Origin of the sequence: Sphingobium nicotianae, from assembly GCF_018603885.1 — a bacterium.
Lineage (GTDB): Bacteria > Pseudomonadota > Alphaproteobacteria > Sphingomonadales > Sphingomonadaceae > Sphingobium > Sphingobium nicotianae.
Map to the genome: position 1 here is coordinate 239763 of NZ_JAHGAW010000003.1, position 15309 is coordinate 255071.

At 64.5% G+C, this 15309-nt stretch carries 12 protein-coding genes and 1 pseudogene; 5 read left to right on the forward strand and 8 right to left on the reverse strand.

Annotated elements, in window-relative coordinates:
• Window positions 1-91: 91 nt before the first annotated feature.
• From KK488_RS05690 to KK488_RS05720, 7 genes and pseudogenes are all read right to left on the reverse strand, one after another.
• Window positions 92-280, reverse strand: a complete 189-nt coding sequence (locus KK488_RS05690; protein WP_214622173.1) for a YezD family protein — start codon at window positions 278-280, stop codon at window positions 92-94.
• Between the two features lie 140 nt (window positions 281-420).
• Window positions 421-1183: pseudogene (locus KK488_RS05695) on the reverse strand (IS5 family transposase).
• Between the two features lie 727 nt (window positions 1184-1910).
• On the reverse strand, window positions 1911-2351 hold the full coding sequence (locus KK488_RS05700; protein ID WP_214622174.1) for a nuclear transport factor 2 family protein: 441 nt from the start codon (window positions 2349-2351) through the stop codon (window positions 1911-1913).
• Window positions 2352-2372: 21 nt separating this feature from the next.
• Window positions 2373-2864 (reverse strand): nuclear transport factor 2 family protein, encoded by a 492-nt coding sequence (locus KK488_RS05705; RefSeq protein ID WP_214622175.1) that lies wholly within the window; start codon window positions 2862-2864, stop codon window positions 2373-2375.
• Between the two features lie 5 nt (window positions 2865-2869).
• Window positions 2870-3469, reverse strand: a complete 600-nt coding sequence (locus tag KK488_RS05710) for a nuclear transport factor 2 family protein (protein ID WP_214622176.1) — start codon at window positions 3467-3469, stop codon at window positions 2870-2872.
• Window positions 3421-3990 (reverse strand): nuclear transport factor 2 family protein, encoded by a 570-nt coding sequence (locus KK488_RS05715; RefSeq protein ID WP_214622177.1) that lies wholly within the window; start codon window positions 3988-3990, stop codon window positions 3421-3423. Before KK488_RS05715 ends, KK488_RS05710 begins: the two co-directional genes overlap by 49 nt.
• On the reverse strand, window positions 3990-4532 hold the full coding sequence (locus tag KK488_RS05720) for a nuclear transport factor 2 family protein (protein WP_214622178.1): 543 nt from the start codon (window positions 4530-4532) through the stop codon (window positions 3990-3992). Before KK488_RS05720 ends, KK488_RS05715 begins: the two co-directional genes overlap by 1 nt.
• A gap of 125 nt (window positions 4533-4657) precedes the next feature.
• Between KK488_RS05720 and KK488_RS05725 the strand changes: the two genes are divergently transcribed.
• The 5 genes from KK488_RS05725 to KK488_RS05745 all read left to right on the forward strand — a co-directional run bounded on the left by KK488_RS05725 (window position 4658) and on the right by KK488_RS05745 (window position 14379).
• Window positions 4658-5665, forward strand: a complete 1008-nt coding sequence (locus KK488_RS05725; RefSeq protein ID WP_214622179.1) for an aldo/keto reductase — start codon at window positions 4658-4660, stop codon at window positions 5663-5665.
• Between the two features lie 75 nt (window positions 5666-5740).
• Entirely contained in the window at window positions 5741-6631 is an 891-nt protein-coding gene (locus KK488_RS05730) for a hypothetical protein (protein ID WP_214622180.1), read from the forward strand.
• 163 nt (window positions 6632-6794) lie between these two features.
• Window positions 6795-9713 carry a TonB-dependent receptor plug domain-containing protein gene (locus tag KK488_RS05735; RefSeq protein WP_214622181.1) on the forward strand — a complete coding sequence of 973 codons (2919 nt, stop codon included), beginning with the start codon at window positions 6795-6797 and terminating at the stop codon, window positions 9711-9713.
• Between the two features lie 590 nt (window positions 9714-10303).
• The gene (locus KK488_RS05740; RefSeq protein ID WP_214622182.1) at window positions 10304-12877 is read left to right on the forward strand and encodes a TonB-dependent receptor; all 2574 of its coding nucleotides are present in this window, start codon (window positions 10304-10306) and stop codon (window positions 12875-12877) included.
• Window positions 12878-13023: 146 nt separating this feature from the next.
• Window positions 13024-14379 carry an MFS transporter gene (locus KK488_RS05745; protein ID WP_214622183.1) on the forward strand — a complete coding sequence of 452 codons (1356 nt, stop codon included), beginning with the start codon at window positions 13024-13026 and terminating at the stop codon, window positions 14377-14379.
• Here KK488_RS05745 and KK488_RS05750 read toward each other — a convergent pair.
• Window positions 14376-15305: an SMP-30/gluconolactonase/LRE family protein gene (locus KK488_RS05750; protein WP_214622184.1), complete on the reverse strand. Its 930-nt coding sequence runs from the start codon at window positions 15303-15305 to the stop codon at window positions 14376-14378. The two genes, KK488_RS05745 and KK488_RS05750, sit on opposite strands and share 4 nt — an antisense overlap.
• Between the last annotated feature and the right edge of the window lie 4 nt (window positions 15306-15309).

The following is a 15309-nucleotide window of genomic DNA, read 5'->3' on the forward strand; positions in this document are numbered from 1 at the left end:
AAGAAAAAGGGATGCCTCCGGTGGTCCGGTCAGCATCAAGCTACGGGAACGCAGCTGAAAGGCGTCGGCCGGAATCGTCCCGGCGCGTGCGTCAGGCGGTCAGGCGAGTCTTCTCGGTGACTTCGATCTGCACGAGCCGCCCTTCATGGACGGTCAGATGGACAGCGCCGAACTTGAGTTTTTCCAGCGCTTGCCGAACGAGCGCGAGTGCGCCCGCTTCATGGTCGATCCGCTCCGGTGCGGCGGATGGCCCGGCGGGTTGGGGCGATGACTGCGACATGGTTTCTCCTCGTACGCGGCCTGAATGGAGTCGCACGGATGTGCGAGCGCAAACTTAACTCAATCGATAGAATTGACAATCTGCCTGCGGCGAAGATTTGCTTTTCTGCGAGGAACTGCAGCTTGCGGTGAGTGGAGGTACTAGGTTGGGGACTCATAAGCGCGAAGCCACAGCCGCATTGAGGCCAGCTGGACCATGGCGAGGAAGTTTGCGGCAAGTTTGTCGTAGCGGGTGGCGACGCGGCGGAAGTGCTCAACTTGGAGAAGAACCGCTCGATCAGGTTGCGCTCGCGGTAGAGCCGCTTGCTGAAGCACGGCTTCCAACGTCGGTTGATCTTGGGCGGGATGTTGGGTGTGGCGCCCTGATCCTGGATCAGCCCGCGGATGCGGTCGGCATCATAGGCCTCGTCGGCCAGCACGATGGTGCGCGGGCCGAGATGGTCGAGCAGCGTGTCGGCGATCTGCCCATCGTGCGCCTGCCGGCGGTCAGGCCGAGCCGGATCGGGAGGCCCTGCGCGTCGACGACGACGTGGATCTTGGTCGTGAGCCCGCCTCGGCTGCGACCGAGACAATGATCTGGACCCCTTTTTGCCGTCGCGGCCTGCTGATGCGCGCGAACGGAAGTGCTGTCGATCATCTGGATGTCGCCGTCATGGGCGGCGGTGATAGCGTCCATCAGCCGGTCCCACACACCTGCCTTTCGCCATCGCACGAAGCGGTTGTAGCAGGTGGTGCGCGGGCCATAGCGCTCGGGCAGGTCGCGCCACGGCGCGCCGGAGCGCAGCACCCAGAAAATGCCGTTCAGCACGCGCCGGTCATCGACGCGCGGCACGCCTCGCGGCTTGTTGGGCAGCAGCGGCTCGACCACACGCCACTCGAAGTCGGTCAGGTCATATCGGCTCATACCGACCCTGAATCAGATACCGCCGCAATGTGAAAGCCAACATCGCCGCCCTGTTGCGATCATGCGCCAGCGATGTAGGGTTGGCTTGTGGATGGCAATGTATCGGATTGGCGGATCAAAGGTGCTGGGGGCTTCCGTCCCCTTGTTCCGTCACGCGCGACCTATTGGCTCTGGTTTGGGCTCGCAGCGATCCTTGTCTTTGGTATGTTCGCGTATCTACTATGGGCACATTCGCGCGGCCTTCTTGGCTGGAGCGAACTGTGGACCATCGAAATCAACTTCATAGTTGGCGGGCTGATCAGCTCGGCAATCGGAGCGACGTTCCGCTGGCGATGGTCGAGGAAGCGGAAGGCCCTCAACGATTACGAGCAGATGCTCGAGTCATTGGCTCGCTCCTCCGGTGGCTAAGCACGTTTTCGTGAACGCCGTTTATGGGTTCACGACCTAGGGTGCGTGGGGAGCCGTCATAAGCCCCTCCTCTTCAGAGGAGGGGTTGGGGTGGTGCTTGCGACGTCGCGGTCATTCGCTTCGCGAGCGATGCTGCGCATCGCCACCACCTCCTACCCCTCCTCTAAAGAGGAGGGGCTATGATGTCCGCAAAGCCGTCGAGTCCAGACATGCAGCTATGGCCGACGCTGCTGTAATCAAATGTGTCCACGCGGCCCAGAGTCGGTTTCGATGAGATGGGATCACTCACTCAGGGACAGATGCCAGCGACCGGAGCGCGTTACGAAAGCGGAGCAGGCGGCCCGTTTGTGATCGGCTTGAGCGTCCGCCGCGCGAAGACCCAGCGGCCATCCTCGCGCACCAGCTCGTCGTCATAATGGGCGGAGACGGCCACGGTCGGGCGCTTGGTCTCCTTGTCGGGCGTCATGAACACGCAGGTCGATCTGGCGCGGGCGCGGTCCGGCCCGTCGAAGGTCACCACCTCGTTGAAGAAGAGGTGGAAATTGGGCGTGTTGGTCGCGTTGGGGCCAGTGGCGAAAATGTTGCGCATCAGCGGGCCGGCTTCCGCGCCCCTGGTCGTCGACGGGCCGGCCTCGTAAATGCCGTCCTTGCCGAACAGCTTGCCGAACCCGTCGAAGTCGCGCCGGTCGAGCGCCGCGCCATATTCGATGAGCAGCTCATGGATGGCGACGCGATCCGCCATCTCGGTTGCGTGGGTCATGATGTCTTCCTTCCCGTTGGATTATTTCGCCGCGGCCGGGCCGTTGGTGATCGGCTTGACGGTGCGGCGAGCGAACAGCCACTTGCCGCCCTTGCGCACCAGCGCATCCTCATAGCGGGCCGAGAGCAGGGGCGTCGGGCGCTTGGTCTCCTTGTCCGGCACCACCCACAGCGACATGGAGGTTGCGTGGGCCTTGTCCGGCCCGTCGAAGGTCACGACCTCATTGTAGAAGAGATGGAAATTCGGCTCGCCGACGCCGCTCGGATTGTTGGCGAACACGCCGCGCATCATCTCGCCGGTGGCGGCGCCCTTGGCCTCGCGGCCGCCGCCCGCGACATAGACACCGTCCGCGCCGAACAGCTTGCTGAAGCCGTCGAAATCGCGCGCATCGAGCGTCGCGCCATAGGCCATCAGCAGCGCATGGATGGCGGCGCGATCGGCCGCCTCGTTGCGCTGCGCTGACGCTGGCACCGCGCCGGCGAGGAGCGCCGCGGCCGCGGCAAGACTGGTCAAGGCTCTCATTTCTGCTGCGCCCTCCGTTCCCTGATATATTTGCCCCATTCCTCGGGCGTCGGCATGATCGGATAGTCGATGCGCTTCAGGATCTTCCAGGCGCCGTCCTCGCGGATGAGCTGGTCCTCGTAGCGCCCGGCCAGCACAGGCTCGGGCTGGCCGCTGGGTCCGCGCATGATCAGCAGGTGCCGCGAACGCGCCGTCGCCCGGTCGCCGTCGATGTCGACCTGCAGGTTGGTCGTGATGTGATAGCTCTCATTGTTGACGTAGCCGGCCGGCGTCGCGCCATAGAGGTCGATCAGCATCTTGTGGATGGCGTCGCGGCCCTTCTTGACCGTCGGCCCGTTCGCCCATTCGCCCTCTTTGGCGAACAGGGCGGTGTAGCCCTCATAGTCGTGCGCATCCTGGGTGAAGCTATAGTCCAGCAGGATCCGGCGAATGGCCAGCTCGTCCTCGACGCGTTGCACGCGCTGCGCGAAGTCCGGCTTCGGCGGCGCCTTGGCGACGACGGGGGTGGTGACGGCCAGCAGGGCGACCCCGGCGATGAGCGCCCGCATCATGGCCGGGTCTGCGCCGGCATGCGGGAGGACATGATCTTCTGCCATTCCTCCTGCGTGGGCATGACGGGGAAATCGGTGCGGCGCTGGATCTTCCAAACGCCATTCTCGCGGATCAGCGCGTCCTCGTAGCGGCCGGCAAGGTTGGGGAAGGGCTTCCCGTCCGGCCCGCGCTTCACCATCAGATGACGCGACCAGGCCGTGGCATGGTCGCCATGCAGATCGATCCGCATGTTGGTCGTGTGCGTGTAGAGGATCGTGCCGGGGTCCGGATCGCCGGGCCTGGGCGTGCCCCAGATGCCGCGGAGCAGCTTGACGATCTCGTCATGCCCCTTGTGCGGCACGCCGCCATTCACCCAGGCGCCGTCCCTGGCGAAGAGATTGGCGTAGCCCTCGGCATCATGCGCATCGAGATAATGATGATAGTCGATCAGGATGCGGCGGATGGCGAGCTCATCCTCGACGCGCTGGACACGCTGCGCGAAGCTGGGCTTGGATACGGACGCCTTGGCAAGGGCCGGTGCCGGCGCGATCAGCAGCAGCGCCAGGCCCGCGGCGATCGCGCGCATCAGGGTTTGGCCTGCGGCGCCGTCGCCTTCTTCCATTCGTCGGGCGTCGGCATGACATTCTCGGCGACGCGGCGCTTGATCTTCCAGACGCCGTTCAGCTTGACGAACTCGTCGCGATAAATGCCGGCCAGCGCCGGCTGCGGATGGCCGCCCTCGCCGCGCATCACGAAGAGGAAGCGAGACCAGGCCGTCGCCGTGTTGCCGGTCACGTCGACGCGCGGATTGGTGATGATGTGATAGTTGGAATGATTCTCCGCCATGGCCGGGCCGAGCATGCCGGAGAGCATGTCGTGGATCGCCTTCTGGCCCTTGTGGGTGCCGGCCGGATTGACCCATTCGGCGTCGGGCGTGAACAGGCCGACATAATGGTCGTAATCGCGGGTATCGAGATAATAGGCATAGTCGACGAGCACGCGATCGATCGCCAACTCGCTTTCCGCGCGCTCGAGCCTTTGCTCGGCGGAGAGGGCCTTTGCCCTGGGTTGCGCGCCTGCGGCGACCGGCATCGCGACGAGCGCGGCGGTCAGGATCCAACGGATCATCTCGACTCCTCTCCTTAACTTGTTCAGTATTTCTCTAGCGCATCAAGTCTGGGCTTGTCACGATCGATCGCGCGATCAATAGCAAGCGCACGACCTGCCTGCTTGATTGGAGAGGAACCGCCGACATGGACTATCGCTATCTGGGCGGCAGCGCCCTTCGCATCTCGCCGCTGTGCCTGGGCGCCATGATGTTCGGGGACGCCACCGACGAGCCGACCGCCAAGCGCATCATCGACAAGGCGCGCGAGCAGGGCTTCAACTTCATCGACACCGCCGATGGCTATAATGACGGCCGCTCCGAGGAATATGTCGGCCGCTCGATCAAGCATGACCGCGATCACTGGGTCGTCGCCACCAAGTTCGGCCACCGCATGGGGCCGGGGGCCAATCAGGGCGGCCAGTCGCGCAAGTGGATCGTGCAGGATGTCGAGGCGAGCCTGAAGAAGCTCGGCGCCGACTATATCGACCTGCTCTATTTCCATAAGGCGGATATCAATGCGCCCTTCGAGGAAGGCCTGCGCGCGATCGACGACCTGATCGAGCAGGGCAAGCTGCGCTATTATGGCGTATCCAACTTCAAGGGCTGGCGGATCGCGGACGTCTGCCGCGCCGCCGATGCGCTCAACATGGATCGCCCCGTCGCCAGCCAGCCGCTCTACAATATGGTCGATCGCCTGTCGGAAGTGGAGCAGCTCCCCGCCGCCGGCCATTATGGCCTGGGCGTCGTGCCCTACAGCCCGCTGGCGCGCGGTGTGCTGAGCGGGAAATATACGCCGGGCGCCGAGCCGCCCGCTGACTCGCGTCTCGCGCGGGGCGACGTGCGCATCAAGCAGACCGAGTGGCGGCCGGAATCGGTCGACATCGCGCAGGCCGTCAACAAGCATGCCGCGGCGAAAGGCGTCAGCACGGTCGCCTTCGCGATCGCCTGGGTGCTGCGCAACCGCTTCGTCAGCGCGGCCATCGTCGGGCCGCGCACGGAAGCGCAGTGGGACGCCTATCTGGAAGCGCTCACCGTCCAGCTTGGCCCGGAGGACGAGGCCTTCGCCGACAGCCTGGTGACGCCCGGCTATGCCTCGACCTATGGCTATGTCGATCCTGCCTACCCGATCGAGGGACGGCAGCTGCGGGGATAACGCATCGACCTGCCGTCGGGAGTGTGCGAGAAATCCGGACCTTGATTTCCCGTCCCGCCCGCCGATCTTCCCGTCATGTACAGCGTCCCGCCGCCTGATCCCGACGCCCTTCATGAGGCGCTTTATGAAGGCGCGATCGTGCGGTTCGGCGATCTCCCGGCGATGCGCGACATCGTCGCTTATGCGCGCGCCTTCCTCGCCGATCAGCTCGGGTCGCAGGATCCGGTGCGCATCCACGAGGCGTTCGACCGGCAGGCCCTCGCACAGACTCTGTCCGATGTGCAGCGCGCCTTCGCCAATGCGCCCGAAGCCAAGCGACTGTGGCGCGCCCTTCTGGAGGAACTCGGCTTCGATCCGCGGGACATGGCGCGAGACCGGCTGATCCTGCGCTTTCAGCCCCCGATCCCGCCGGACGGCGATCCGCATCACGCCCGGTCGACCGCGACCGTCGGTTTCCATCGCGACAGCTGGGGGTCCAACCTCTACGCGCAGGTGAACTGGTGGGCGCCCATCTATCCGATCACGGCCGGGCGCACATTCGCTTTCCTGCCGGACCATTTCGCGAAGGTCATCCCCAACGACAGCGCGCAGTTCGACCTTGCCGAGCTGATGGCGCACAACCGCGCTGCGCCAGCGCAGGCGCCGCGCAAGCCGATGACGCCGCGCCCGCTCGACCCCGTCGATCCGGCGCTCGGTCAGCCGGTCGTGATCGATCCGGGCGAGGTCATCGCCTTCTCCGCCCAGCATGCCCATGTCGGCGTGCCCAATCGCACCGGGCTGACCCGGATCTCGCTGGACACGCGGACACTGCGCCTGTCCGATCAGCGCGCCGGGCGCGGCGCGCGCAATGTCGACGGGCGAGCGCTCTGGACCGCATATGGCATGTTCCGCCGCGTGTCCGACGGCGCGCCATTGCCCGATGTGCTCCAGGTGCCACAGTTGGAGCCCTTTCGGCACGATCTGTAACGGGCATCCGCCATTTCGCGGGCTGCTTGCTATCAAACCCTCATCATTCAGCTTGAAATTGCTATCTAGCTATGCTGTGCGCCGGCCAGAAGGTAGGTACCTACCTATTGCATCCTTGGTCCGCAATCACCCGTCCGCGTCGACCGACAACTGGGAGAGAGACATGCTTCGCTTCGCAACATCTCGTTTTCGTATGCAGGGCCTGAGCCATGCGGCGCTCGCCGCCGCGCTGATGCTCGGTGCCGCGCATCCGGCGCTCGCGCAAGACGAGACTGCCGCACCGGCCGCCGCGGATGAGCCCGCCGCCGCGCCCGCCCAGGGCGAAGAAGAGGCCATCGTGGTCACCGGCTCGCGCATCGCCCGCTCAGGCTTCGATCAGCCCACGCCGGTCACCGTGTTCGGCGCCGAGCGCGCCCAGACGCTGGGCATCACCAACATCGCCGACGGCCTGAACCAACTCCCCAGCTTCCGCGCGTCCGGCTCGCCGAGCAACGTCCAGTCCGCCGGTGGCAATATCGGCGCGCGCATTCTCGATCTGCGCGCGCTCGGTGCGCCGCGCACCCTGGTGCTGGTCGATGGCCGCCGCTTCGTGCCGAGCACGGGCGAGGGCACGGTCGACGTCAACCTCATTCCTTCGGGCCTGGTGCAGCGCACCGAGGTCGTCACCGGCGGCGCCTCGGCCGTCTACGGTTCGGACGCGGTCGCGGGCGTGGTCAACTTCATCCTCGATCGCAAGTTCGAGGGGCTGAAGGCCGAGATCCAGTCCGGCTTCTCGCAGCGCGCCGACGACACCAACTGGTTCGCCAGCTTCACCGGCGGCTTCAAGATCGGCGATCGCGGTCACTTCGTCATCTCGGGCGAATATGAGGACAATAGCGGCCTGGGCGATTGCTACTCGGCCCGCGCCTGGTGTGCGCAGGAGCGCTCGATCGTCGGCAATACGCCGGCCGGCACCGGCGGTCAGCCGTCCAGCATCATCACCTCGAACGTCCATGTCTCGACCATGTCGCCGACCGGCCTCATCAACCGCTCGCTCGACGCGGCCGGCAAGCCGGTCTATGCCAATGCGGCCAATGACCCGCTGCGCGGCACCACCTTCACGGACAATGGCACGCCGCGCCAGTTCCAGTACGGCCAGTTCGCCGGCCCGCTCTTCATGATCGGCGGCGAGGGGAAGGGCGTCAATCCATTCCTCTCCAGCCTGCTGCTCAAGGTGCCGGTCGAGCGCCAGAGCCTCTACGGCGCGCTTTCCTATGAGCTGACCGACACGATCGAAGCTTATGCCGACCTTTCCTACGGTCGCGTGGCGGGCAAGACCCTGTCGTCGACCTTCCGGGATTTCAACGGCTCGATCATCGGCAACATCAAGGTCGACAATCCCTATATCCCGGCCTCGGTGCTGGCGACGATGCAGCAAAATGGCATCGCCCAGCTGCAGCTCGGCCGCTCGGGCTTCGACCTCGGCAGTCCGGTCGGCCTGGCGCGGACGGAGACGATGCGCTTCGTCGGCGGCTTCAAGGGCAACCTGGGCGGCAGCTGGAAGTGGGACGTCTACTATCAGTATGGCAAGACCAGCTTCCGCCAGGACACGTATAACGACCCGATCAACGCCCGCATGAAGAATGCGGTCGACGCGGTCCGCGACGGCAACGGCAACATCGTGTGCCGCATCAATGCCGACGCGATCACCACCAATGACGATCCGGCCTGCGCGCCGCTCAACCTGTTCGGCCAGGGCCAGTTCAGCGCGGCCGCCCGCAACTATGTGACCGGCTCGGGCTTCCAGCGCACGATCAACACCCAGCATGTCGTTGCGGCGAACGTCAGCGGCGACCTGTTCAGCATCACCAGCCGGCCGGTCTCGGTCGCGGTGGGCGCCGAGTGGCGTCGCAACACCATCTCGGGCACGACGGATCCCATCTCCGCCGCGCTCGGCTTCTGGGTGCTCAACGGGCAGGCCGTGTCGGGCAAGCAATCGGTCAAGGAAGCCTATGGCGAAGTCGTCGTGCCGCTGCTCGCCGACATGACGGCTGTCGAGAATCTCGAGCTCAACGGCGCCTTCCGCGTCACCGACTATAGCGACAGCGGCGAGGTCGAGACCTGGAAGGTCGGCGGCGTCTATGAGCCGGTGCAGGGCATCCGCTTCCGCGTCACCCAGTCGCGCGACATTCGTGCGCCGAACCTCACGGAGCTGCGCGGCCCGCAGCAGAAGACGACGATCGGCCTCACCGATCCGGTCACCGGCCTGCAGGCCAATCCGGTCGTCATCCGCGGCTCCAACCCGAACCTGAAGCCCGAGAAGGCGGACAGCTTCACCGCCGGCATCGTCATCGCGCCGCGCGGTGGCGGCTTCCTGTCGCGCACGCGCCTGTCGGTCGATTATTACAGCATCCAGGTGAAGCAGGCGATCGGCCAGCTCGGCGCGCAGACCCTGGTCCAGCGCTGCAAGGACGGCGCGACCGAGTTCTGCCCGCTGATCACGCGCGACGTGAACAACAATGTCATTCAGGTGAATGACATTCTGGTGAACGCCAACCAGCTCAAGACGCGCGGCGTCGACGTCGAGTTCGATTATCGCCAGCCGCTCGGCGATCTGGGCACGGTCACGCTGCGTGGTCTCGCGACCTTCTACATGGACCTGATCACGACCGACAGCGCGGGCGCCACCGAGCGCGCGGGCCAGACCGGCTCGCGCTCGGGCACGTTGCTCGGCGTTCCCGATTATTCGCTGGACGGCACGCTGAGCTGGACGCGCGGGCCGGTGACGCTGACCGGGCACAGCCGCTACATTCCCGGTGGCAGCTACAACGTCGCCTTCATCGGGCCGGACGATCCACGCTATTCGGTCACGCTGCCGACCAGCGTCAACGACAACCGCGTCCAGGGCCGTTACTATCTGGACCTGTCCGGCTCGTACAAGTTCGCGCTGGCCTCGGGCCGGGAGATCGAGCTGTTCGGCGCCATCAACAATGTGTTCGATCGCGATCCGCCGGTCATTCCGTCGGGCAATCTCGGCACCAATCAGGTGCTGTTCGATCCGGTCGGCCGCGCCTTCAAGATTGGCGCGCGCGTCAAGCTCTGACGTCCGGCACGACAATGCTCGAAAAGGGGGCGCGGCCTTGCGGTCGCGCCCCCTTTTCGCCTTGGGCAGGTCGGCGTGCATTTCAACATGCTGCGCTGGGCCCGCAACAAATTTCCGCAGCAAAATCGGTGCCTTCGCGTCCGAGTGACGCCCATGTCGTTCCTGTGTTAAGTAGTTTTTCGATACCGGACGGCTGCGTATCAAAACGGCACTAAGGCTTGATCTTTTCCGCCGGAAGCCGCGTGCGGGCTATTGGTCCCGGTGACGCGGCGGTCATCATCAAAGCTCGCCCGTCGCGAGGCAAAGCGCGAGAATCTCAGCAAAACTGCGGGTTTCCAACGGCTTGCATGATGCGCAGTCATCCATTCTGCTGGCGGTCGAGACGCCCTTTTGCAGGGAGAAAATCAAATCCCCGCAAATGGTTGCCGGTCTTGATCACTTCCCTTGAAATGATTGCTCATTGACATGGTTTCAACGCGCATATAGTTATCATGTTATGTTTTGTGGCGAGGCTGCAACACATGCCGCGCCCCGAGTGTCACGAGAGATGACAACCGGAGGCAGGGGGAAACAGGAGAGGAGTAGGGGTAATGATCCAAAGGAGCTCATTCGTTGGGCGGCGCTTGCTTGCGGGCAGCTGCCTCCTGGCGTTCGCGGCCTTGTCGCAGCCGGCGCTCGCCCAACAGACGACGGCGCCGCAACGAGATGCCGCATCGGACAATGAGGGCATTCAGGACATCGTCGTCACCGCGCGCTTCGTGGCGGAAAATGTCCAGGACACGCCGATCGCGATCACGGCCGCGACGCAGGCGAAGCTCGAATCGGCGAATGTCAGCAATGTCGGCGAACTCGGCCGCGTGATTCCAAACCTGCGCACGATCCCGGGTGACTCGCAGTCCGCCGGTACGCCGGTGATCCGCCTGCGCGGCGTTGTGCAGGGCGCCTCGTCCAGCCTCGCGACACCGCCGGCGCTCGGCATCTATACCGACGACATCTATCACGGCACGACCGCCGGCTCGGAACTCGACTTCACCGACGTCGAGCGGCTCGAAGTCAATCGCGGCCCGCAGAGCACATTGTCCGGCAACGCCTCCATCGGCGGCTCGATCAAGCTCTACACCGTCGATCCCAAGGGCGACGGCTCGGGCTATCTGGAAATCACCGGCGGCTCTCGCAAGCATATGGAGTTCGCCGGCGCCCTCGACCTGGGCCTGTCGCCCACGCTGTCGGTCCGCGCCTCCGGCCACTTCAAGCGGCAGGACGGCTTCGGCAATCGCCTCGACTTCGCCTGTGAGATGGACAAGCTCGGGACACCGGCTTTGCGGGGAACCTTTCCCTATGCTCAGCCGGATTCGAAGAACCGGGATTGCATCATCGGCCATACCGGCGGTGGCACGATGGCGGTCGGCCAGATCAAGCTGCGCTGGCAGCCGACCGACGGCGTCGACTTCATGATCACGGCGCGCCATCGCGAAGAGAATATGGAGGAAACGCCCGAAGTCACTTACGGCTTCCAGCCATCCTGCGCGCCCGGCTTCAACGGCCAGACCGCCGCGACCTGTCTGGCCAAGGGCGTCAGCAGCCCGCTCCAGACCCTCTATATCATGACGATGGCCAATTTCGGCGTGATCACGGACAGCCGGTTCGTTCCGCCGGCGCGCAATGGCGGCATCTACGACACTTATGCCACCAACTGCCGGCCCAATTACAATCTGACGGGCGTCCCGCAGGGTGGCTCTGCCGGTCTCCCCGCCTCTTATCCGCTCGGCTATTGCTACAAGCAGGGCAAGGATGCGCACAACACGCTCGTATCCGCTCGTCTCAAGGTCGACATCTCCGACAAGGTCCACATGACGGCGATCGGCGGCTATACGAACTATTCCAACGAGTTCACGCAGAATGGCGACCAGTCGCCGCTCGGCCTGGTGATCTCGCACTTCCGCAATTATGATCACCAGTGGTCGGGCGAGCTACGTTTCGACGGCAAGCTGTTCGACGACAAGCTGCAGTGGGTTGCCGGTCTGTTTGCTGTCGACATCACCGGCGCCCAGCGCAACTCGCTGTCATACTCGAACGTGTTCCAGCTTGCGGACGTTTATGGCACGATGAAGTCGCAGTCGGCCTTCTTCCATCTGGACTATAGCATCACCGACAGGTGGCGCGTTTCCGGTGGCGGGCGCTGGAGCCATACCGACAATCATTTCCAGACCGTCAACCCGCAGACGGCGATTCCGACCGTTACGGACCTCGGCTTCGCCAAGGAGAAGCGGATCGACTGGCTGATCTCGACCGACTACAAGATTACCGACGACATCATGGTCTATGCGTCGGCCGCCACCGGCTCGCGTCCGCCGGGCGTCTTCACGATCGTCAACACGCCGCGCCAATATGGCCCGACCGGGTCGGAAGAACTGATCGCCTATGAAGCGGGCCTCAAGTCGGACTGGTTCGACAAGAAGCTGCGCTCGAACATGGCGGTCTTCTACACCGACTATAAGAAGGTCTCGGCCGGCCGAACCGGTACGGAGTGCCGCAACCAGCCGGGTACGACCGCGACCTTCTTCGATGTGCAGCAGGGTACGCCGGAAGCGATCACGATCTGCAGCCAGTTCCCCGGCGCGCCCAGCCCGATCACCTATATTATCGGCGGGTCGGTTCCGGCGACGGTCCGCGGTGCGGAATGGGAAGTCACGGCGCTTCCCTTCCATGGTCTGAAACTCGAATATTCGATCGGCACCAACAAATATATCTCGGGCATCAAGACGCCGGGCCAGACCGGCTATCTTTATCCGGGCACCAACCACTGGGTGTGGAACCAGCACGGCAACGTCTCATATGACCTCGAGACAAGCGCCGGCACGTTCACGCCGAGCGTCGACTGGGCCTGGCAGGGCTGGCAGCAATATGATCCGTCGGTCAATTCGCCGACGGCCGCCTTCCCGCTTGGCCACCAGCCGGAAGAGATCTTCGTGATCCACCCTTACTCGCTGTTCAACGGCCAGCTCGCCTATGAGGCGCCTGACCGCTCGTGGAGCGCACGGTTCACGGTCACGAACCTGGCGAACCACTATTATCATTATCAGGTGCTGCGCGGCACGATCAATGCGCAGACCCGTGTCGGCGAACCACGGACCTGGTCGCTCTCGGTCAAGAAGACCTTCTGATTCAAAGTCTCTCTCCTGAAGCCCACAACGCAGTCAAACCCGGTTTGACTGCGTTGTGGGGTTCCTTTTTTTACCGCTTCAGTGACGAGTCCGGCGGCGATCCCCGCTAGGGTCCACACCCATTGGACCGAGGGCGAGGGAGTAGAATGACGTCAAGCACCATGGGCATCGCCCCCACGCCCCCTGCCGCCGCGCCGGACGAGACGGGGCCGCGCGGCTGGTACACGGTCGGCATCCTCTCGGTCGTCGCGATGCTCTCCTATCTCGATCGCGGCGTGCTCTCGCTGTTCGTTCAGCCACTGAAACAGGATTTCGGCCTGTCGGATACGCAGGTGAGCATGTTGCTCGGCCTCGCCTTCAGCGTCCCGGCGATCGTGGTCGGTATTCCCATGTCGCGGCTTATCGATACGGGCGTCCGCCGCTCGCTGATCGCGGCGTGCCTCGCGGTCTGGAGCTTTGCGACGGCGATCTGCGGCGTCGCCCAGAATTTCTGGACATTGTTCGCCTGCCGCGCGCTCACCGGGGCGAGCGAGTCCGTGAACACGTCCGCTTCGCTCTCGGTCATCACCGATGCGGTCAAGCGCAGTCGCCTGCCGCGCGCCTTCGCGATCCAGTCGGTCGGCGTGATGGTCGGCAGCTCGCTCTCCTTGCTGCTGGGCGGACTGCTGTTCGGCCTTTTCGCCCATTTCAAGCCGATCGACCTGGCCGGCATCGGCAGGATTCACAACTGGCAGCTCGTCTTCCTGATCCTCGGCCTGCCGGGCCTGCTGGTCGCCGCGCTGATGATGATCACGGTGCCGGAGCCGAGGCGCAAGGGCGGCACAAGGCCCGGCGGCTATCCCATTCGAGAGGTTTTCGGCTTTCTCGTCGCGGAGCGCGGGATGCACCTGCGTCTGGCGACGGCCATGATCCTCTTCTCGATCATGACGGTCGGCCTTGGCGCCTGGACGCCGGCTTTCTATCAGCGCACTTATGGCTGGGGGCCGGAGGTCGCGGGCCCGATCATGGGCATCGTCTCGCTGGTCTGTTCGCTGATCGGCCTGTTCGCCGGGGCGCGGCTCGCCGAGCTGTTCGGCAAGCGCAATGACGATGCCAATCTGCGCGTGCTGCTCATCGCCCAGGGGCTCGCATTGCCGTTGCACGTCATCGCGCCGCTGATGCCGAATCCCTGGGCCGCGATCAGCATCAATGCGGTCGCCGGCATCGTCGGCGTGATGGGCGGACCGGCTTATTATGCGGCGATCCAGCTCACCACGCCCAACGAGATGCGTGGGCAAATCGCCATGCTCTACGCGGCGGGCATGAACACGATCGGCGGGACGGCGGGGCCGATGCTGGTCGGCCTGCTCACCGACTATGTCGCGCCGTCCGAAGGCGACCTGCGCTACGTGCTCGTCGCGCTCAACCTGCTGGTCGTGCCGCCGGCGCTGTATCTGCTCTGGAAGGCGATGAAGCCCTATGCGCGGCTCTACCGCGCCCGGCTCGACGCGGCTGCCGGCTAGGCGAGCGCGCCGCGTGGGACGGGCACGCCGGGAATGCCGAGCCTGATCCGATTGAGGCTGCCCCATCCCGCGAAATAGAGCGTCGACCAGTCCTCATCGCCCCAGTTGAGGTTGATCGGGATGTGATCGCTCAGGATCGTGCCGATGTGCCCGCCATCGGGATTGATCACCCAGATGCCCGCCGGGCCGGTGCAATAGAGATTCCCTTCGATGTCGCACTTCATCCCGTCCGGGAAGCCGCGCCGGTTGTCCGTCTTCATGTCGCAGAACAGCCGGTCGCTGCCGAGATCAATCATGCCGTTGGTCTCGACGGCGAAGGCGCGGATCAGTTTCCGCCCGGCGCTGCTGTCGTTGATATACAGCGTCTTCTCGTCCGGCGAGAAGCAGAGCCCGTTCGGATTTATGAAATCGTGGACGATGCGATTGATCCGCTTGCCGTCCGGGGAGACGCGATAGACGCCCGCGCAGTCCTGTTCGGGATAATGATCCGCCGGGGTGAGCGGGATCTTGGGCGGCGGATCGGTGAAATAGACGGCGCCGTCCGACTTGACGACGACATCGTTCGGCCGGTTGAGCTTGTAGCCCTTGTAGCTGTCCGCGATGACGGTGATCTCGCCGGTCTCCAGATCCTCGGCGTCGACGCAGCGCGAGAAGTGATGGCACGTGATGAGGCGGCCCTGAAGGTCGCGCGTCATGCCGTTGCCATTGGCGGTCCCGTCCTTGTCGAGCGTGATGCCCTGGCCGGGCGTGTAGCGGTAGCGCTTGCTGGCATGGATGTCGCTGAAGAGCAGATAGCCCTTTTCCCTGATCCACACCGGCCCCTCGGCCGGGCCATGCATGCCGCCATAGCCGTCGCCCAGATGCTCCTCGTCGCGATCGGCGGGCGCGATGCGCAGCATGCTCTCATGCAGGATTTCGACTGGCATTGGT

Bases quoted from the DNA above. Each gene is read 5' to 3' on its own strand.
- KK488_RS05690 (WP_214622173.1), bottom strand. From the start codon at position 280: ATGTCGCAGTCATCGCCCCAACCCGCCGGGCCATCCGCCGCACCGGAG.
- KK488_RS05700 (WP_214622174.1), bottom strand. From the start codon at position 2,351: ATGACCCACGCAACCGAGATGGCGGATCGCGTCGCCATCCATGAGCTG.
- KK488_RS05710 (WP_214622176.1), bottom strand. From the start codon at position 3,469: ATGGCAGAAGATCATGTCCTCCCGCATGCCGGCGCAGACCCGGCCATG.
- KK488_RS05715 (WP_214622177.1), bottom strand. From the start codon at position 3,990: ATGCGCGCGATCGCCGCGGGCCTGGCGCTGCTGCTGATCGCGCCGGCA.
- KK488_RS05720 (WP_214622178.1), bottom strand. From the start codon at position 4,532: ATGATCCGTTGGATCCTGACCGCCGCGCTCGTCGCGATGCCGGTCGCC.
- KK488_RS05725 (WP_214622179.1), top strand. From the start codon at position 4,658: ATGGACTATCGCTATCTGGGCGGCAGCGCCCTTCGCATCTCGCCGCTG.
- KK488_RS05730 (WP_214622180.1), top strand. From the start codon at position 5,741: ATGTACAGCGTCCCGCCGCCTGATCCCGACGCCCTTCATGAGGCGCTT.
- KK488_RS05735 (WP_214622181.1), top strand. From the start codon at position 6,795: ATGCTTCGCTTCGCAACATCTCGTTTTCGTATGCAGGGCCTGAGCCAT.
- KK488_RS05740 (WP_214622182.1), top strand. From the start codon at position 10,304: ATGATCCAAAGGAGCTCATTCGTTGGGCGGCGCTTGCTTGCGGGCAGC.
- KK488_RS05745 (WP_214622183.1), top strand. From the start codon at position 13,024: ATGACGTCAAGCACCATGGGCATCGCCCCCACGCCCCCTGCCGCCGCG.
- KK488_RS05750 (WP_214622184.1), bottom strand. From the start codon at position 15,305: ATGCCAGTCGAAATCCTGCATGAGAGCATGCTGCGCATCGCGCCCGCC.